Below are 17,590 nucleotides of genomic sequence, written 5' to 3' on the forward strand. Positions count from 1 at the left end.
ATATATTAGCTAATCCTCATACTATATTATCTTGTTTTACTTAATAAACTAGCTAAAACATGAAATTTGAAAAATGAAGAGGTTTACAAACCTACACTCTAGTATTAATTTGTAGTTCTTAATAGAGTAAAGATTACATGGAAAGTTTAAAAAAACAAAAAGCTCAGTATTTTCATACAGAGCTTTTATTTTGTGACCTCGCCAGGATTCAAACCTGGAACCTTCTGAGCCGTAATCAGATGCGCTATTCAGTTGCGCCACGAGGCCTTTTGCACATTTGTTATTACTCAAATGCGGGTGCAAATATAATATTTTTTATTAAAAACAACCCATGATTTTTAAAAAAATATAAAAGCTTACTTTTACTCTATGAAAAACATTCTTCAACAGAAACTTGCTTATCTTTTTCCTACAGCTCTCCTCCAAGAACTTTCTGAAGTAGGGAAATTAGCTCATTACACTAAAAATGATATCATTATGGATGTAAATCAAGAGTTACATTCGGTTCCTTTGGTTATAAGTGGTAGTGTAAAAGTGCTTCGAGAAGACATTAATGGAAACGAACTCCTCCTTTATTTTTTAGAAGAGGGAGATACTTGCGCCATGTCTCTTACCTGTTGCCTAAAACATTCTAAAAGTAAAATTAGAGCTATTGCAGATATAGATTCTGAAATTTTATTTATCCCTGCTGAAAAAATGAATGAATGGTTTGAAACAGAACCTAGTTGGCGGAATTTTATTTTGGAAAGCTACCAAATTAGATTTAACGAAATGCTCGAAACTATAGATACTTTAGCATTTTTAAAAATGGATGAACGACTGCATAAATACATAATAGACAAGATAAAGGTTCAAGGACACACATTATTACACATTACCCATCAAGAAATAGCGGAAGATTTAAACACCTCTAGAGTTGTTGTCTCAAGACTTTTAAAACAACTTGAAAATCAAAATCTCATAAAACTCTTCAGAAATAAAATAGAGGTCTTAAAGTTTTAGTATTTGTACTTTTTTGATTTTTAAATCGCATATTTCCCAGTTCTAGGCTTTAAAATGTGCCACTAAGTAACATTCGTTACAAAGCCTCTTATGGAATAAAATTACCTTTGCTTAAATAATTAGTAACAAAATGGATCTTATATTACAACCTTGGCCGTGGTATATTACTGGCCCACTTCTAGCTATTGTTATGTTTTTACTTATTTACTTCGGAAAAACATTCGGTATGTCTTCTAATCTCAGAACTTTTTGTGCCATGGCTGGTGCAGGAAAGAAAAGCGACTTTTTCAAAATAGATTACAAAACCCAAAAATGGAATTTAATGGTGGTTTTTGGGGCTGTTATAGGTGGTTTTATAGCTCATTTTTTTCTTTCAAACGAAACTAATATTCAACTCAATCCACATACTATTGAAAAGCTTCAATCTTTTGGCTTCGAAAATATTGGGAAAGCTCTAGTCCCTCCAGAAATTTATAATTGGGATGCCGTTTTTTCTATCAAAGGAATATTAATTCTCGTTATTGGAGGTTTTTTAGTTGGTTTTGGCACTAGATATGCTGGCGGATGTACTTCTGGTCATGCTATAACAGGATTGAGTAATTTACAAATTCCATCGCTTATTGCCGTAATCGGTTTTTTTATTGGTGGGCTTATTATGACTCATTTTATTCTTCCCTTAATTTTTTAAACTGATAAAAATGAAATACTTAAAATTTATATTGACTGGAATTTTCTTCGGAATTGTACTGGTAAAATCTGAAGCTGTTTCTTGGTATCGGATTTTTGAAATGTTCAGATTTGAATCGTTTCATATGTATGGAATTATAGGAAGTGCTGTTATTACAGGCATTATCCTTGTCCAAATTGCTAAAAGAAAAAAAATTAAAAATATTGAAGGGGTTCCTATACATCCAACTCCAAAAGATAAAAGCATTACTCGCTACCTCCTAGGTGGTCTATTATTCGGTCTTGGTTGGGCACTTGCTGGAGCTTGCCCCGGACCAATGTACATTCTAGTTGGTACTGGTGCTTTCTCTATGTTAATTGTTATTATTGCAGCCACTTTAGGAACTTTTGTTTACGGATTGATTAAAAATAAACTCCCTCATTAACCTTATGGATAGTATTTTTGGATATTTTGGAGCTCTATTTATCGGACTAATTATTGGATTATTAGGTGGTGGTGGTTCTATTTTAACAGTACCTTTACTCGTTTACCTATTAGCCTATAATCCAGTAGTAGCCACTGCATATTCTCTTTTTGTTGTAGGTTCTTCCTCATTAATTGGCGCTATTCAGAAGTATAAAAATGGTAATGTAGCTATTAAAACAGGACTCGCTTTTTCTTTTCCTTCTTTTATAGCGGTATATGCTTCACGCAGGTTTTTAGTTCCAGCTATTCCCGATAAACTATTTACTACCCAAAACTTTATTTTCACTAAAGACATCCTCATTATGGTCTTTTTTGCAATTATTATGCTAATTGCATCTATTTCCATGATTAAAAAAAGAAAACGCAACTTAAAAAGTCTACATTATAAACAACCCTATTACAAAACTTTTTTACAAGGTTTGGCTATTGGTATTATAACGGGGTTAATAGGAGCTGGCGGCGGATTTTTATATGTACCTGCGCTCGTATTGTGGGCAAATTTACCCATGAAAAAAGCTGTTGGAACTTCGTTAGTAATTGTAAGTTTTAATTCGCTTATAGGTTTTACAGGAGATATGCAAACTCTAGAAATCGACTGGAATTTTCTTTGGTTATTCACTTCTCTTACAATAGTCGGGGTAATTATAGGTGGCCGTTTGTCTAATTTTATCCCTAATACAGTACTAAAAAAAGGTTTTGGCTATTTAATTTTACTGATGAGTTTTTATATTCTTTTAAAAGAACTTTATCAGTAATCCTTAGGTAGGATATGTAACATAGATCACATTTAGAAATGAAGTAGTTTCGTATCTTTGAACAAGAAATTTATACAATAATCTGATTTAAAATAAAATACTAAATCAGTAATAAAATAAATAATGAAAATAGAACAAATATATACTGGATGTTTAGCGCAAGGGGCTTATTATATAGAGTCTGAAGGAGAAGTTGCTATAATTGACCCTTTGAGAGAAACGGCTCCTTATCTAAAACGAATTGAAAAAGAAAATGCTAAAGTAAAATACATTTTTGAAACACATTTTCATGCTGATTTTGTTTCTGGACATGTTGATTTAGCTGAAAAAACAGGTGCTACCATTGTTTATGGTCCTAATGCAAAAACTAGTTACGATATTTACCAAGCTAAAGACAATGAAACCTTTAAACTTGGTAAGGTTACTATAAAAGCACTCCATACACCTGGACATACCCTTGAGTCTACCACGTATTTATTGATTGATGAAGATGGAAAAAATCATGCATTATTTACTGGAGATACGCTTTTCCTTGGAGATGTTGGTAGACCAGATTTGGCAATAAAACAAGATATTACTAAAGAGGATTTGGCAGCAATGTTATTCGATTCTTTACGCAATAAAATTATGCCTTTAGCAGACAATGTTATAGTATATCCTGCACATGGTGCTGGTTCTGCCTGTGGGAAAAACCTTAGTAAAGAAACCGTTGATACCCTAGGAAACCAAAAGAAAACAAACTACGCCCTCCGTGCCGATATGACTAAGCAGGAATTTGTAGATGAAGTTTTAGACGGAATAATGCCTCCACCTCAATACTTCTCTAAAAATGCAATGCTCAATAAAGAAGGGTATAGCACTTTTGATGATGTACTTGAAAAAGGAGACGTGCCACTTTCTCCAGAAAAATTTGAACTAATTGCAAATCAAGAAGGCGCCTTGCTGCTCGATGTACGCACACAAGATGAGTTTTTAAAAGAACATATTCCAAACTCAATCTTTATTGGACTCAATGGTTCTTTTGCTCCATGGGTAGGTGCTTTAATAACCGATTTAAAACAACCTATTCTTTTAATAGTTCCTGAAGGAAAATCCAAAGAAGCAGTTACCAGACTTTCAAGAGTTGGTTATGATAATACTTTAGGATATTTAGATGGCGGAATTGAAAATTGGAAAAAAGCTGACAAAGAAGTAGCTACTATCAACTCTATAACTGCAGAAACTTTTCAAGAAGAGTACAACGATTCTTTAAATATATTGGACGTTCGTAAACCAGGAGAGTACGAATCGGAGCACCTAGAAAAAGGGATAACTTTTCCTTTAGATTTTATTAATGAACATATGGGCGAGTTAGATAAAAATAAAAAATATTATGTGCATTGCGCTGGTGGCTATCGTTCTGCAATTGCTGCTTCCATATTAAAAGCAAGAGGTTTTGAAAACCTAGTAGATATAAAAGGTGGTTTTGGTGCTTTAAAAAACACAGAAATCCCTAAAACAAATTATTCATGTCCAAATTCTTAAAACTTAAAAAGCTATAAACTATTAAAGAACAAAGCCCAGAAATTTCTGGGCTTTGTTCTTTATTTATATTTTTATAAAAAATTTTATTATGAAGAAAAACATGAGTCAAAAAGACAAGCTTATCCGTGTAATTATTGCTTTTGGAATAGCTTTACTTTTTTACTTTCAAATTATAAAAGGCATTTTTGGAGTAGCGCTAATGCTATTTGCTATTGCACTTTTACTAACTTGTTTATTCCGCTTTAGCATACTTTACAAAATAATTGGTATAAATACCAATCTCGACAAAAAAGAGAATAAATAACTAAACTATTTCCGCACTTAGCCCAGCTTGTAATAATTTAGAGCAACGAGGCTTTAAATCATCATAATCTCCTGTTTTTACAGTACATTTTCCTTTATAATGTACAATAATAGAACACTGCTCAGCTTGTTCTGGGGTATGGTCGCAGGTAGCTACGAGCATATCAATTACATAATCAAATGTATTTACCTCATCATTATAAAGTACAATCTCGTTCTGTTTTAATACTTCTTCGTCAAGTAATAATTCTTCTAAAATTTCTTCCTTCGTACTCATATTCAGTATTTTAAGCTAATTTAAAAATTTTACAGCAACCCAATGGTTCTTTTCAAGATTTTCAATAAATTTTAACGAAAATTCCTCACATCGTTCCTGTATTTGAGGTATATCGTCTTTATAAAAACCACTTAACAATAAAGTTCCTCCTTCATTTAAACAATTTACATAGGTTGGAATATCTGCTAAAAGTATATTCCTATTTATGTTTGCTATAATAACATCATACTTGTTTCCTTCTAATAAAGAGGCATCTCCTTCTAACACTTTTATATGCTTACAGTTATTGCGTTCAACATTTTCCAATGAGTTTAGGTAGCACCAATTATCAATATCAATAGCATCCAAATCTATAGCACCTTCTTTTTCAGCTAAAATTGCTAAAACTCCAGTTCCACACCCCATATCGAGTACTTTTTTATCTTTCAAGTCATTTTTCAGTAGAAACTGAATCATCATATGTGTGGTTTCATGATGCCCTGTTCCAAAACTCATTTTAGGCTCAATAACAATATCATATTTGGTAGTAGGCTTTTCATGAAAGGGAGCTCTTACTGTACACAGGCCATCTACTTCTATAGGGTGAAAGTTTTTCTCCCACTCTGCATTCCAATTCTGCTGTTCTATTTCTTTAAAATCAAATGTAATTTCAAACAAATCACTCTCTAGAATTTGAATATCTTCAAGTATTTCTGGTTTCCATTCTCCTTTTTGGATATAAGCTACAACTCCTTCTTCATTTTCAACAAAACTTTCAAAACCAGCATACCCCAATTCAGCAATTAAAATTTCATTTCCTTGCGCTATTGGTGCTACTTTAAAAGTGTACTCTAGATATATCTGATCCATATATTCAATTAAAAAATTATTAGAAAAAATGAAGTCGAAAACTGTACAAAAATACAATCTTTCGACTTCATTTAAAATATTGAGTTTAATCAACTACCTCGAGGCAAGCCTACGAGGTAGTTAAAGGAAAATAATTTAATCCATTTCGACGTAGAACCCTTCGATATACTCAGAACAGGCTCTAGAGAGTAAAGCCCTCAATGAGGGATTTAAACTTTTTCTATTTCCTAGAAATGTCTAAAATTTGTTTAGATAGCTTTTACTATCCCAATAAAATCTTCTGCTTTCAATGCTGCCCCACCAATCAAACCGCCATCTACATCTGGCTTAGAAAAAATCTCTTCTGCATTTGCTGGTTTTACACTACCACCATAAAGAATAGAAATACTATCGGCTAAGTCTTGACTGTACTTGTCGGCTAATGTTTTTCTAATAAATTCATGCATTTCTTGTGCTTGCTCTGGACTTGCTGTTTCTCCTGTACCTATAGCCCATACTGGCTCATAAGCCAAAACAATACGCTTCCAAGCAGCAGCTTCTAAATGAAATAAAGCATTTTTTAACTGACTTTCAACTAATTTAAAGTGATTATCAGACTTTCTATCCTCTAATTCCTCTCCAAAACAAAAAATAATATCCATTTCGTGTTTTATAGCAGTATCTACTTTTTTAGCAAGTAAAGCATCGTCTTCTCCAAAATAAGCACGACGTTCTGAATGCCCTAAAATAACCGTTTTAATCCCTACACTTTTAAGCATAGAAGCAGAAATTTCTCCTGTATACGCTCCATTTTCTTCTTGGTGCATATTCTGTGCTACCACTTCTATGGCGCTATCTTTAAGAGCTTCATAAGCTGGGTATAGATTTGTATATGTTGGCGCTATTTTTACTTCTGCATCGGTAGCTGGTAAACTTTTCTTCAAATCACTAATTAAGGTTTGTGTTTGAGCAAGATCGTTATTCATTTTCCAGTTTCCAGCAACTATTTTTTTTCTCATTTTATTTTTTTTAAGTTGAATTTTTATTTTCATAACAAAAATATTAATTAAAGCCTATTTAAACGACTTCTTAACATCTTGTTACAATTAAGTTCTTATTGTTAATTTTCAAACTCAAAATCATGTGCATCTTTAAAATGCAATTTTTGAGTAATTGTTCCTTTTTGCAATTCCAATATAGCTGGATTTGAACGTATTATTGTTTTTACCGTAGTTAAATCGCAAAAGTAAAAGTCAAAATTTAATTGATACTTTTCTTTAAAAGGGGCTAACTGCTCTTCATTTGAAGCAGATAAACCTATTATTTTATACCCTTTAGACCTAGCTTCTTTTACAACTTCCATTATAGCTGTTAAACCTTTGGTATTTGCTTCTTCTATATTTCTAGAAACTACCACCAAAACTTTATCCCATTCCATTATCTCCGAAGTATAGTCTGTGCCATTCAATTCCATCGTAAAATCATGAATTGGAGGCTCATACCCTTCTTGGAGTAACGTAGTTTGAACATCAATAAACTCTCCATCAACCGTTGGATAATCTCCTTCGGTACTTATTATTTTTTCTTCTCCGTTTACATTAAATTTCCAATCGTATTGATACACTGCCTCAGGAGCTCCTTCTGGCACTTCCATCCCTTCTATAATATTTACCCCTATTTTATATGGGCGAAAATCTACAACTGGCAAATGGTTGTACACATAATATGCATATCCAGAACAAAATATTATAGCTAAAAAAGTAGCAAACCCTGCAAAGCTAAACTTATTAATATATACTCTTTTAAAGAATAATATTAAAATAAGTAGCAATAAGGCCACATCTTTAAAGAACGACTCCCAAGGGGTTAATTTTATAGCATCTCCAAAACACCCACAATCGGTAACTTTATTAAAATATGCAGAATAAAACGTTAAGAATGTAAAGAATATAATCATAAGGAGTAAACTCCAAACTGTAAATTTACGTTTAAAACCCACTAAAAGCATGACTCCTAGAACGGTTTCAAAAATTACTAAAAATATAGCTATGGCAAGTGCATAAGGCGCTAAAAACTCTAAATTTAATACACTGGGACTAAAATATTCTTCCAATTTAAATGAAAACCCTACTGGATCGTTTAATTTTATAAGTCCACTTATAATAAACAAAACCCCAACTAGTATTCTTGCAATTGAAACTACTATTTTACCCATTCTTTACTTTTTCTATTATTTTTAAATTCAGTTTTTATATGAAACTCATTATTAACTTTTCAACTCTTCAAGATGAATCATTGCAAAAACTGCATAATTAATCATATCTTGATAGTTTGCATCAATCCCTTCACTTACCAATGTTTTCCCTTTATTATCTTCAATTTGCTTTACACGAAGTATCTTTTGTAAAATCAAATCCGTCAAAGAACTTACACGCATTTCTCGCCAAGCCTCTCCATAATCATGGTTTTTATTTAGCATTAAATTCTTTGTCTGCTCAATATAAAAATCATACAGTTTTACAGCTTCATCAGTAGTTAAATCTGGTTGTACTGCTATCCCTTTTTCTATCTGAATAAGCGCCATAACGGAATAATTTATAATTCCGATAAATTCAGATATTTCGTCTTCATCTACTTTTCTAACACTATTTTCTTGAAGGGAACGAATACGTTGTGCCTTTATAAATATCTGATCTGTAAGCGATGGCAATCGTAAAATACGCCACGCACTTCCATAATCTTTCATTTTCTTTTCAAACAATTCACGACAAACACTAACTACCTCATCGTATTGTTTTGATGTATTTTGCATAAGTTTGATACTATTTTGCGTAAATTTCGCTTAAAATTTTCAATTGTTCAAAGTTAGCCCTTTAAACTTTATATTTTAAGCCCTTTTTAATGACAATTAACTGTAACGGAACCCTTATCGATATTTCAAGCCCAAAAGTAATGGGCATACTAAATACCACTCCAGATTCATTTTTTGATGGAGGAAAATACACCAATGATAGTCACATTTTAAATCGTGTAGAATCGATGTTAAATGATGGCGCTACTTTTATTGATTTAGGCGCCTACAGTTCTAGACCTGGAGCAAAAGAAGTTTCTGTTCAAGAAGAACTAAAACGCAGTGTTCCTACTACAGAACTTATTCTGAAAAACTTTCCTGAAACCTTACTCTCTATAGACACCTTTCGTGCTGAAGTTGCAAAAGAAGCTATTGAAGCAGGAGCGTGTATAGTGAACGATATTTCTGGCGGAACATTAGATCCTAATATGATTCCGACTGTAGGAAAACTTCGAGTTCCATATATTTTAATGCATATGAAAGGGAATCCAGAAACAATGCAAACAAAAATAACCTACCGTAATTTTATGAGAGAACTTCTTTATTACTTTTCTGAAAGAATAGCAGAAGCCAATGCTCATAAAATAAACGATGTGATAATTGATCCTGGTTTTGGATTTGCTAAAAACTTAGACCAGAATTATGAGCTAATGGCTAAACTAGATGTATTGCACATTTTAGGATTACCTCTATTAGTAGGAATCAGTAGAAAATCTATGATTTACAAACTATTAGAAACTGATGCTTCTCAAGCCCTTAACGGTACCACAAGTTTAAATACAATTGCTCTAAGCAAAGGTGCTAATATTTTAAGAGTGCATGATGTAAAAGAAGCTATGGAGTGTATCAAAATTAAGGAAATGATTGCCAAAAATAATTTCAGTATCTAATTGCTCTCAATATTTTACTGCAAAAAACAAACAGTCTGAAATTCATAAAAACATTTTAACCTCACTTAGTGAGCAATTCTATTTTTTACTAATCTAAATTTTATATTTTTACATAAAACCGAAGTACTTTGGAAATATTCGATTTTGTTGAGCTTAAAATTGTAGATATCATAGATATCTTCCTTGTTGCCTTTCTTTTTTACTACTTATACAAGTTGGTAAAAGGAACTGTTGCCATTAATATCTTTATTGGTATCGTTATAATCTATGTTATCTATTTACTTACCGAAGCATTAGATATGCGTATTCTAAGTAACATTTTTGGTAAATTTATAGGTGCAGGATTTTTTGCTTTGATTGTAGTTTTTCAGCAAGAAATTAGAAAATTCTTATTAATGGTAGGCTCTACAAACTTTAGTAAAAGAGGGATTATGAAGCATCTCAATTTTATGAAACACGACGGTTTGGGGGTAGATACAAATGTAGATGCCATAATTTCTGCTTGTGAAAAAATGAGCTCAAAACTTACTGGTGTACTTATAGTTATTGAAAGAAATAACTCTCTAGAATTTGTAAAACATACTGGAGACCACATGAATATTGAAGTAAATCAACCTATTTTAGAAAGCATCTTTTACAAAAATAGTACCTTACATGATGGCGCTGTTATTATTGAAGGAAACCGAATTGTGGCAACACGAGCAATCCTACCTGTTTCAAACGAACGAAACATTCCGCTTCGGTTTGGGTTAAGACATCGAGCAGCTATTGGAGTTACCGAAAAAACTGATGCTGTTGCTTTGGTTGTTAGTGAAGAAAACGGGCAAGTTTCTTATATTAAGAATGGAGAATTTGTTTTGTATAATGAATTCAACGAACTTAAGAAAATTATTATAGACGATCTTACATAAGATTTTTATCCTTACTCCCTTATTTAGATAGCTTCTTCAGCTAAAAATTGAACTTCGTATAAATTACGATAGTATCCATTTTCTTGTTTTAATAAATCTTCATGTGTGCCAGACTCCACTATTTTCCCTGCTTCCATTACAATAATCCGATCTGCTTTTTTAATAGTTGCCAAACGGTGAGCAATTACAATAGAAGTTCTTCCTTTAGTTATCTTATCTGTTGCTTTCTGAATTAATTTTTCTGAATGCCCATCTACAGAAGAGGTTGCTTCATCCAACACCAATATACTTGGATTACTTACATACGCACGTAAAAAAGCAATGAGCTGACGTTGCCCACTAGAAAGCATACTTCCTCTTTCTTTTACATTATAATGATACCCTCCAGGCAAGCTTTTTATAAACTTATGAATTCCTATATCTTTTGCTGCTTGGACTACATCTTCTTCCTTAATTGAAGGGTCATTTAGTGTAATATTATTTAAAATTGTATCTGCAAATAAGAAAACATCTTGCAAAACAACTGCTATTTGAGAACGCAGGGATTGTATGGTAAATTCGTTAATATTAGTTCCATCTGCTAAAATTTCTCCTGAATTAATTTCATAAAAACGATTCAATAAATTAATAATAGTAGACTTCCCAGCTCCTGTTGCTCCAACAATAGCAATAGTTTCTCCAGGTTTTGCTTCAAACGAAATTCCGTGTAAAACCTCTTCATTTTCAATATATCCAAAACGGACATTCTTAAAAGCAAGTGCTCCTTTTAAGTTTTCTGCGGTAAGATTTCCTTTATTTTCAATCTTACTATCGGTATCCAAAATATCAAACACCCTATTTGCAGCAACCATTCCCATTTGTAGGGTATTAAATTTATCGGCTATTTGTCTAAGCGGTCTAAAAATCATTGTAGCCAACATAATAAACATAAAAATGTTCCCTAAATCGCTGGCACCATCCATTACTGCACGTAACCCACCATACCAAACAATTAAACCCGTTGTTATAGCCGACATAAGTTCTACAACCGCTATAAAAATGGAGTTATACCAAACCGTGTTAATCCAAGCTTTTTTGTGTTTTTCGTTTATTACTTTAAATTGTTCGTATTCCTCTTTTTCTCTTACAAAAAGCTGAACTATTTTCATTCCCGTTAACCGCTCCTGAACAAAAGAATTTAAGTTTGAAACCTCTTTTCTCACTTCAATAAATGCTTTCTTCATTGCTTTTTGAAACAATCTAGTAGCATATAACATCAATGGAAGTACTGCAAACACTATTAAAGATAATTGCCAATCAAAATAAAGCATTACTCCAGCCACAACTATCATTTTTAGCAAGTCACTAACAATCATAAAAAGTCCGTCGCTAAAAATAGCTGCAATACGCTCAATATCACTTACAGCCCTTGTTACAAGTATTCCTACAGAAGAACTATCAAAATACTTCATTCTAAAACTAAGCATATGCTTAAATAGTTTTACCCGAATATCTTGAATTACCGATTGTCCCAACCAATTGGCATAATAAATAAATGAAAGCTGACTAATAACTTCTAAAAATAGCACAATCGTCATGTAAACCACAAACATCAAGAGTCCGTGACTATCTTTTGAAAGTACGTAATCATCTATGGTGTATTTTAATAATATAGGACGAACAGAAGAAAATACTGAAAGCGAGATTGCCGCAAAAGCAACCCCAATAAATGTTAATCGGTATGGCCTTGTGTAACGCATTAAACGCTTAAAAAGTCCTAAATCAAATGTATTACCTGCTTTATCTTTACTCATTAATTTTTTTAATTGAATTGGGGTAGACCACTTCTGTTAAATAAAGTCCATGTGCTGGAACCGAGGCTCCTGCATTACTTCTATCTTTACTTTTTATAATTTCTGTTACTTCCTCAAGAGATATTTTTCCTATTCCAACATCCAACAAAGTTCCTACAATAGCTCTTACCATATTACGTAAAAATCTGTCGGCTGTGATATGAAAAACTAACAATTCTCCTTCACAAATCCACGCTGCCCTTTTTACATCACAAATATATGTTTTTACATCTGTGTTTGATTTAGAGAAACATTGAAAATCTTTATAATTTAATAATTCTGCAGCGGCTTTATTCATGGCATCTACATCTAAATCTGCCTTTATAAAGTGTGCGTACTCATTAAAAAAAGGATTCTTTTCTTGTACCAACCAATATTCATAACTCCGTTGTGTAGCATCAAAACGAGCATGCGCTTCATCTACCACTAAAAAAATATCCTTTATAGCAATATCATTAGGTAAAAAGCTATTCAGTTTATGCTTTAATATGGCAGTTTCTATAGCTATATTAACATCAAAATGAGCAAACATTTGCTTTGCATGTACTCCAGAATCGGTTCTACCGGCGCCCATTATCTGAATTTCTGTTCTTAAAAGTGTAGAAAGTGCTTTTTCTAAAACTTCTTGTACAGAAATTGCGTTAGGCTGATTTTGCCACCCATGGTATTGTTGCCCATTGTAAGAAAGCTCCAAAAAATATCTCAAATCAAAATGCTATTTTTGTAACAAGCTACAAAGATACTCATTTTGATGGGAGTATTTTATTTTGAAAGTCCATAATGGGCATTTAATAGGCAATGACCAATACCAATCGAAATAATTAAACTACTAGAAAGCAATTAATTGTAAAATCAACTACCTCGAGGCAAGCCTACGAGGTATTCAAAGGAAAATAATTTAACCCATTTCGACGTAGAGCCCTTCGATAAACTCAGGGCAAGCTCTGGGGAATAAAACCCTCAATGAGGGATTTAAATAGATGAAACATCCATGTCTAATTTTTAAACACTCAGCTGAATGATTATTTGGATGTTCCATATGAACATTTAAAGACAATAAAAAAAACATATAAAACCCCTCATAAAGGGATTTATTATAGATAAGGTAAATGCCTCCGCAAAGGGGGATGAATAAATCAAAGGCTTTTTAAAACGTAATTATTTTATGCGAAAAATTCTTTTACTTTCAGACACACATAGTTATATAGACGATGCCATTCTAAAATATGTAAATCTAGCTGATGAAGTATGGCATGCCGGAGATATTGGCGACCTCCAAGTTACCGATGCTTTAAAAAAACTAAAACCTCTAAAAGCTGTTTTTGGAAATATTGATAATGACAAAGCACGATTAGAATTTCCAGAAAATAACCGCTTCTTTTGTGAAGGGGTGGATGTTTGGATTACACATATTGGAGGATATCCTAATAAATACGACCGTAGAATTAGAGAGGAAATCAAGGTAAACCCTCCTAAACTCTTTATTTGTGGACACTCGCATATCTTAAAAGTAATGTGGGATAAAAAGCTGAATTTATTGCATATGAATCCTGGTGCAGCTGGGAAACATGGGTTTCATAAAGTTAGAACTATGTTACGCTTTGTAATTGACAACGAACAAATTAAAGACCTTGAAATTATAGAACTCGAAAAACGAGTATAAATAAAGGTTAAACCCTGCTATATATTACTTATTTTCTAAAAAGATATTACTTTTACACTCTTTAAAAAAAATCATATTATGATCAGAAAAATTTTAACGGTTGTTGTTCTTACAGCAACACTTTTATCTCTAAACAGCTGTGATACACTTAACACTGCTGGGAACACAAGTCAAAACAGCAATGTAGCTCTAAATACTGTACAATCTGTTTTAAATAACGGAACACAAGAAGCTTTTTCGGTATTTGGCGACTCTAATGAATTTATGACTAATGCTTTGATTGATGCTGCCATGCCTCAAAAATTAAAAGATATCAACAATAAATTAGAATCTTTAGGACTTTCTAGTGTTGTTGCAAAGGAAAAAGCACTAATTAGCGATATTGCAAATGCTTCTATTACCACCGCAAGACCTATAGTTACTAAAGCTATAAATGAAATGACTACTCAAGATGCAATTGCTATTATTTCTGGTGGAAAAGATGCTGCAACGTCCTACCTTAAGGATAAAACTTACAATGATTTAACTACTGCTATTGCTCCAGTTGTTACCGATAAAACAGAAAGCTTAGGCATCAACTCCTTATTAAACAATGCGCTTGGAGGTAATAATAGCTCATTAAATGGAGTTTTAGGCGCTGTTTTAGGAACAGGAAGTACCGCCAGTGGTTCCGAGCAGTTAAACGATGCAGTAACCAAACAATTAGTAGATGGTTTATTTAATATTGTAGAACAAACCGAAAATAACGTACGTTCAAATCCCTCTACTATTTTAAACTCTGTTTTGAGTAATTAAAGAAGGAGCTAAATGTATTTCTACTTCAAAGGCTAAGAATATCGTTGTTAATATCAATAATTAAGACATCTTAGCAATCGAATATTTATTATGTTTATATGCTATAAAAACATATAAAATGATGTTTTTAATTGTTTGTTTTTAGAGTATTTATTATGAAATAATGTTTTTTTTTACTATATTGGTATTATATGCTATATAATTTTAATTATTTAAGAGCTCTACGTAAATGTTTAAAAATTCATTTATTAACACTTTAAATATTAGAAAACATGAAAAAAACAATTCTTTCTTTTGCGCTAATCACTATTATATTTGTAGCATTCGCATTTGCACCTGCTGAGACAAATAATTCACTAACTGATGACTTTGAAATAACTGATACAGTTATAGAAGCACAAGCTACATGTTCTACTAAATATCGAACTCAAGAGTCTTTTTCCGAATGTAATAATACACATACTGGAGAAGTACTTAAGCAATTTGAAGCTATGTCCAACATATTAGGTAAATACTAAATGCTTTATAGTATTGTTCTCTTTAATAGAGAGAGCAATACTTTTTCTATTAAAAAAAAAAGATGATATCCATTCATAAATGTTTTCTTGCTCTTTTTTTAATTTACTGTACCATACAGGCAAAAGCTCAATCAGAAGCAAAAAATATTATCAAAGTAACCTATACAAGTACTCCGATCAGTCAATATAAAATGACGGAGTCACACATGCAGGACTCGCCAACGAAAGCGTCATTGCACGAATTTATGAAGGGAATAACAGATTATTATAGTTTGTATATTAATGTTAAAGATCGCTCATCTATCTATGTTTTGGATTCTACGGTACAAAAAAGACCGATAGGCTGGGAAAACCCTAGAACTACAGCAGCTCTTGCCGATACAGTTTTATTCTCTATAAAAACTACCGAAAACAAGACCTTTAAACATGAGTGGATAATGAATCAAACCTTTTACACCGAAGGTGAAGTTGGGAATATAGAATGGGTTTTAACCAATGAGCAAAAGAAGATAAAAGGGCTAAATTGTTTCAAGGCAAAATCGAAATCAAGTGATTACCCTATGTTAACGGTCTGGTACACCAAAGAACTACCCGTATCAAACGGGCCCTCTGTGTACCAAGGACTCCCAGGACTAGTAGTAGTTGCAGAAGACTATTTTCGAACTATACAAATCCAAAAAATTGAATATAATAGTGAGATTGATTTTTACGAAACTCTTTATAAAACGAAGTATAATATTTTTATAGAAGAAAAGAAAAAGAAAAAGCACTACGATATAGAACCCATATTACTTATTAAAAAAGGAGATCTTGCAACAGGTCTCTATGAATATTATCATAAAAAGCCATATAAAAGATAAACTATTTTTCCTTTATAAAAGGTCTTGATATCGTTGTTTTATCCATTTAAAAACACCAGTAAAAATGTATTATGAAAAAAACATTGTTAGTACTCTTCTTTACTGGGCATTTATTACTTATTTTTTTTCAATCGACTTGGACTACAATTGACGGATATTGGGGTTTCCACTATAATAAAAAACCATCCATCTTTATTTTTAACTTTTTAAAACAGAACCAATACACCGAGCCATATTATTTATTGACAGGTATAAATACAGGTTATGGGTTTTATGGCATCCATGCCGCTACAGAAAAATACTTAAGGGCAACTTATTATGATTCTCTGGATCAGGTGCTAAAAAAAGATCGCTACTTTAACTTCTCAAGTACCAATGGTATTTCACGGTTGGAAGGGTATGCATCATTTTTAGCAAATTATGTAGCAAAAACAAAAAATGCAATAGATGCTGATTCTCTCTCAATAGCTAATAACGATCCAGATGTTCTAAGTTTAAGGAATGAATATAAGTTCAAAAAAGACTACGTAGTTAAAACCTTAAAATGGTTAGGAAAAAAAGAAGCCTTAAAGCGCTCCGAATGTGCTTCATATAAAATAGAATTACTTACTATAGTTCCCGAAAATATTTGGGAAAGGAAGGAACGTCAAGCTAAACCTAATATATATGTTATTCAAGAAGGTAGATTTCCTGTACAATAAATTAGAAGGCTTATTCAAAATAGATGGTAGTGAAAAACTCTTTTTAATTTTTTTTCGCTTAACAATTAGTACCATTGCGCTTATCGAAATTGCTAGTTTAATAAAGGATTTACCCTTACTATTTTCTTCTGCAGAAACTTTAATCCCTCAAGAATTAATTTATTTAAAATCTGGATATTTTAAATACTTCCATCCATTATATCAATTTATAGAAACCAACGGGATCTCAAACATCTTTTTTCCAACAGTAACAAGAATCTATATAGGAGCTTTAATTTTTCTTCTATTGGGCTTTTTCACACGTTATGCCGCTGGAATAGCTTTGGTTTTTCAGCTAATCATATTTAGAAGTTTTACTCCTTTCAACTACGGCTATGATTTTTTTTTAACCATGTCTTTATTTTACTGTTTGGTGTTTCCGGTAGGATATTTTTTTTCAATCGACAAAAAATTATTTAACCCTGTATTAAATTTAGGTTTCAACTACAGGCGGGTAATTCAAATTCACTTAGCTATGGCGTATTGTTTTTCAGGAATTGCCAAAGGGCTTGATAGTGGGTGGTGGAATGGCAACTCCGTTTGGAAAGCACTAGCTTCAGCAGATAATAATTATCATACATTCCCCTCAGAAATTTTCATAATAATAGGAATAGGTACAATATGTAAAAGCCTTAGCAGAAGTAAATTCATGGAATCCAGAGGCAAAAATTACATTTGCTCCCCGTAA

At 32.3% G+C, this 17,590-nt stretch carries 21 protein-coding genes and 1 tRNA gene; 14 read left to right on the forward strand and 8 right to left on the reverse strand.

The features are described 5' to 3' along the window. Positions 1-193 precede the first annotated feature (193 nt). A tRNA-Arg gene (locus JOOMADRAFT_RS10715) sits at positions 194-267 on the reverse strand. Between the two features lie 102 nt (positions 268-369). Here JOOMADRAFT_RS10715 and JOOMADRAFT_RS10720 point away from each other — a divergent pair. The 6 genes from JOOMADRAFT_RS10720 to JOOMADRAFT_RS10745 all read left to right on the forward strand — a co-directional run bounded on the left by JOOMADRAFT_RS10720 (position 370) and on the right by JOOMADRAFT_RS10745 (position 4,738). Beyond that, positions 370-1,002 (forward strand): Crp/Fnr family transcriptional regulator, encoded by a 633-nt coding sequence (locus tag JOOMADRAFT_RS10720; RefSeq protein ID WP_008613286.1) that lies wholly within the window; start codon positions 370-372, stop codon positions 1,000-1,002. Positions 1,003-1,132: 130 nt separating this feature from the next. Beyond that, on the forward strand, positions 1,133-1,690 hold the full coding sequence (locus tag JOOMADRAFT_RS10725; RefSeq protein ID WP_008613287.1) for a YeeE/YedE family protein: 558 nt from the start codon (positions 1,133-1,135) through the stop codon (positions 1,688-1,690). A 10-nt stretch (positions 1,691-1,700) separates the two neighbouring features. Next, positions 1,701-2,114 carry a DUF6691 family protein gene (locus JOOMADRAFT_RS10730; RefSeq protein WP_008613288.1) on the forward strand — a complete coding sequence of 138 codons (414 nt, stop codon included), beginning with the start codon at positions 1,701-1,703 and terminating at the stop codon, positions 2,112-2,114. Between the two features lie 4 nt (positions 2,115-2,118). After that, positions 2,119-2,910, forward strand: a complete 792-nt coding sequence (locus JOOMADRAFT_RS10735; RefSeq protein ID WP_008613289.1) for a sulfite exporter TauE/SafE family protein — start codon at positions 2,119-2,121, stop codon at positions 2,908-2,910. 123 nt (positions 2,911-3,033) lie between these two features. Next, a complete protein-coding gene (locus JOOMADRAFT_RS10740) occupies positions 3,034-4,434 on the forward strand; it encodes an MBL fold metallo-hydrolase (protein WP_008613290.1) in 1,401 nt (466 codons plus the stop codon). A gap of 88 nt (positions 4,435-4,522) precedes the next feature. Further along, on the forward strand, positions 4,523-4,738 hold the full coding sequence (locus tag JOOMADRAFT_RS10745; protein WP_008613291.1) for a YgaP family membrane protein: 216 nt from the start codon (positions 4,523-4,525) through the stop codon (positions 4,736-4,738). On the opposite strand, the gene JOOMADRAFT_RS10750 is transcribed toward JOOMADRAFT_RS10745, so the two are convergent. The 5 genes from JOOMADRAFT_RS10750 to JOOMADRAFT_RS10770 all read right to left on the reverse strand — a co-directional run bounded on the left by JOOMADRAFT_RS10750 (position 4,739) and on the right by JOOMADRAFT_RS10770 (position 8,654). Continuing rightward, positions 4,739-5,014 carry an ATP-dependent Clp protease adaptor ClpS gene (locus JOOMADRAFT_RS10750; RefSeq protein WP_008613292.1) on the reverse strand — a complete coding sequence of 92 codons (276 nt, stop codon included), beginning with the start codon at positions 5,012-5,014 and terminating at the stop codon, positions 4,739-4,741. It lies immediately after the preceding gene. Positions 5,015-5,029: 15 nt separating this feature from the next. Next, a complete protein-coding gene (prmA, locus tag JOOMADRAFT_RS10755; protein ID WP_008613294.1) occupies positions 5,030-5,863 on the reverse strand; it encodes a 50S ribosomal protein L11 methyltransferase in 834 nt (277 codons plus the stop codon). Positions 5,864-6,111: 248 nt separating this feature from the next. After that, on the reverse strand, positions 6,112-6,861 hold the full coding sequence (gene tpiA, locus JOOMADRAFT_RS10760) for a triose-phosphate isomerase (protein ID WP_008613295.1): 750 nt from the start codon (positions 6,859-6,861) through the stop codon (positions 6,112-6,114). Positions 6,862-6,962: 101 nt separating this feature from the next. After that, positions 6,963-8,057, reverse strand: coding sequence for a BT_3928 family protein (locus JOOMADRAFT_RS10765; RefSeq protein WP_008613297.1), 1,095 nt, complete (start codon positions 8,055-8,057; stop codon positions 6,963-6,965). Between the two features lie 51 nt (positions 8,058-8,108). Continuing rightward, a complete protein-coding gene (locus tag JOOMADRAFT_RS10770) occupies positions 8,109-8,654 on the reverse strand; it encodes a DUF1599 domain-containing protein (protein WP_008613299.1) in 546 nt (181 codons plus the stop codon). Positions 8,655-8,743: 89 nt separating this feature from the next. Here JOOMADRAFT_RS10770 and folP point away from each other — a divergent pair, with 89 nt between their 5' ends. After that, positions 8,744-9,583: a dihydropteroate synthase gene (gene folP, locus JOOMADRAFT_RS10775; protein ID WP_008613301.1), complete on the forward strand. Its 840-nt coding sequence runs from the start codon at positions 8,744-8,746 to the stop codon at positions 9,581-9,583. Between the two features lie 128 nt (positions 9,584-9,711). Then, positions 9,712-10,494, forward strand: a complete 783-nt coding sequence (locus JOOMADRAFT_RS10780) for a diadenylate cyclase (protein WP_008613303.1) — start codon at positions 9,712-9,714, stop codon at positions 10,492-10,494. A gap of 23 nt (positions 10,495-10,517) precedes the next feature. Here JOOMADRAFT_RS10780 and JOOMADRAFT_RS10785 read toward each other — a convergent pair whose 3' ends face one another. Together JOOMADRAFT_RS10785 and truA are read right to left on the reverse strand one after the other, a co-directional pair. Beyond that, positions 10,518-12,287 (reverse strand): ABC transporter ATP-binding protein, encoded by a 1,770-nt coding sequence (locus JOOMADRAFT_RS10785; protein WP_008613304.1) that lies wholly within the window; start codon positions 12,285-12,287, stop codon positions 10,518-10,520. Beyond that, positions 12,280-13,032, reverse strand: a complete 753-nt coding sequence (gene truA, locus JOOMADRAFT_RS10790) for a tRNA pseudouridine(38-40) synthase TruA (protein WP_008613306.1) — start codon at positions 13,030-13,032, stop codon at positions 12,280-12,282. Before truA ends, JOOMADRAFT_RS10785 begins: the two co-directional genes overlap by 8 nt. Positions 13,033-13,491: 459 nt before the next feature. Here truA and JOOMADRAFT_RS10795 point away from each other — a divergent pair, with 459 nt between their 5' ends. From JOOMADRAFT_RS10795 to JOOMADRAFT_RS10820, 6 genes are all read left to right on the forward strand, one after another. Further along, on the forward strand, positions 13,492-13,989 hold the full coding sequence (locus tag JOOMADRAFT_RS10795) for a metallophosphoesterase family protein (RefSeq protein ID WP_008613308.1): 498 nt from the start codon (positions 13,492-13,494) through the stop codon (positions 13,987-13,989). Between the two features lie 78 nt (positions 13,990-14,067). Beyond that, positions 14,068-14,784: a DUF4197 domain-containing protein gene (locus tag JOOMADRAFT_RS10800; protein WP_008613315.1), complete on the forward strand. Its 717-nt coding sequence runs from the start codon at positions 14,068-14,070 to the stop codon at positions 14,782-14,784. Between the two features lie 272 nt (positions 14,785-15,056). After that, positions 15,057-15,302, forward strand: coding sequence for a hypothetical protein (locus tag JOOMADRAFT_RS10805; RefSeq protein ID WP_008613316.1), 246 nt, complete (start codon positions 15,057-15,059; stop codon positions 15,300-15,302). Between the two features lie 62 nt (positions 15,303-15,364). Next, positions 15,365-16,162: a GLPGLI family protein gene (locus JOOMADRAFT_RS19700; RefSeq protein ID WP_008613319.1), complete on the forward strand. Its 798-nt coding sequence runs from the start codon at positions 15,365-15,367 to the stop codon at positions 16,160-16,162. Between the two features lie 71 nt (positions 16,163-16,233). After that, positions 16,234-16,863 carry a hypothetical protein gene (locus JOOMADRAFT_RS10815; protein ID WP_008613320.1) on the forward strand — a complete coding sequence of 210 codons (630 nt, stop codon included), beginning with the start codon at positions 16,234-16,236 and terminating at the stop codon, positions 16,861-16,863. Then, positions 16,829-17,590 carry a hypothetical protein gene (locus tag JOOMADRAFT_RS10820; protein WP_008613322.1) on the forward strand — a complete coding sequence of 254 codons (762 nt, stop codon included), beginning with the start codon at positions 16,829-16,831 and terminating at the stop codon, positions 17,588-17,590. The genes JOOMADRAFT_RS10815 and JOOMADRAFT_RS10820 overlap by 35 nt, the downstream gene beginning before the upstream one ends.

The sequence above is a fragment of the Galbibacter orientalis DSM 19592 genome (genome assembly GCF_000260115.1).
Classification (GTDB): domain Bacteria; phylum Bacteroidota; class Bacteroidia; order Flavobacteriales; family Flavobacteriaceae; genus Galbibacter; species Galbibacter orientalis.

Excerpts from the sequence above, each read along its gene's own strand:
- JOOMADRAFT_RS10740 (WP_008613290.1), top strand. The coding sequence starts at position 3,034 with ATGAAAATAGAACAAATATATACTGGATGTTTAGCGCAAGGGGCTTAT.
- JOOMADRAFT_RS10725 (WP_008613287.1), top strand. The coding sequence starts at position 1,133 with ATGGATCTTATATTACAACCTTGGCCGTGGTATATTACTGGCCCACTT.
- JOOMADRAFT_RS19700 (WP_008613319.1), top strand. The coding sequence starts at position 15,365 with ATGATATCCATTCATAAATGTTTTCTTGCTCTTTTTTTAATTTACTGT.
- JOOMADRAFT_RS10745 (WP_008613291.1), top strand. The coding sequence starts at position 4,523 with ATGAAGAAAAACATGAGTCAAAAAGACAAGCTTATCCGTGTAATTATT.
- JOOMADRAFT_RS10795 (WP_008613308.1), top strand. The coding sequence starts at position 13,492 with ATGCGAAAAATTCTTTTACTTTCAGACACACATAGTTATATAGACGAT.
- JOOMADRAFT_RS10750 (WP_008613292.1), bottom strand. The coding sequence starts at position 5,014 with ATGAGTACGAAGGAAGAAATTTTAGAAGAATTATTACTTGACGAAGAA.
- JOOMADRAFT_RS10770 (WP_008613299.1), bottom strand. The coding sequence starts at position 8,654 with ATGCAAAATACATCAAAACAATACGATGAGGTAGTTAGTGTTTGTCGT.
- JOOMADRAFT_RS10720 (WP_008613286.1), top strand. The coding sequence starts at position 370 with ATGAAAAACATTCTTCAACAGAAACTTGCTTATCTTTTTCCTACAGCT.
- JOOMADRAFT_RS10765 (WP_008613297.1), bottom strand. The coding sequence starts at position 8,057 with ATGGGTAAAATAGTAGTTTCAATTGCAAGAATACTAGTTGGGGTTTTG.
- JOOMADRAFT_RS10805 (WP_008613316.1), top strand. The coding sequence starts at position 15,057 with ATGAAAAAAACAATTCTTTCTTTTGCGCTAATCACTATTATATTTGTA.
- folP (WP_008613301.1), top strand. The coding sequence starts at position 8,744 with ATGACAATTAACTGTAACGGAACCCTTATCGATATTTCAAGCCCAAAA.
- JOOMADRAFT_RS10730 (WP_008613288.1), top strand. The coding sequence starts at position 1,701 with ATGAAATACTTAAAATTTATATTGACTGGAATTTTCTTCGGAATTGTA.
- JOOMADRAFT_RS10815 (WP_008613320.1), top strand. The coding sequence starts at position 16,234 with ATGAAAAAAACATTGTTAGTACTCTTCTTTACTGGGCATTTATTACTT.
- JOOMADRAFT_RS10800 (WP_008613315.1), top strand. The coding sequence starts at position 14,068 with ATGATCAGAAAAATTTTAACGGTTGTTGTTCTTACAGCAACACTTTTA.
- JOOMADRAFT_RS10820 (WP_008613322.1), top strand. The coding sequence starts at position 16,829 with ATGTTATTCAAGAAGGTAGATTTCCTGTACAATAAATTAGAAGGCTTA.
- tpiA (WP_008613295.1), bottom strand. The coding sequence starts at position 6,861 with ATGAGAAAAAAAATAGTTGCTGGAAACTGGAAAATGAATAACGATCTT.
- JOOMADRAFT_RS10785 (WP_008613304.1), bottom strand. The coding sequence starts at position 12,287 with ATGAGTAAAGATAAAGCAGGTAATACATTTGATTTAGGACTTTTTAAG.
- JOOMADRAFT_RS10735 (WP_008613289.1), top strand. The coding sequence starts at position 2,119 with ATGGATAGTATTTTTGGATATTTTGGAGCTCTATTTATCGGACTAATT.
- prmA (WP_008613294.1), bottom strand. The coding sequence starts at position 5,863 with ATGGATCAGATATATCTAGAGTACACTTTTAAAGTAGCACCAATAGCG.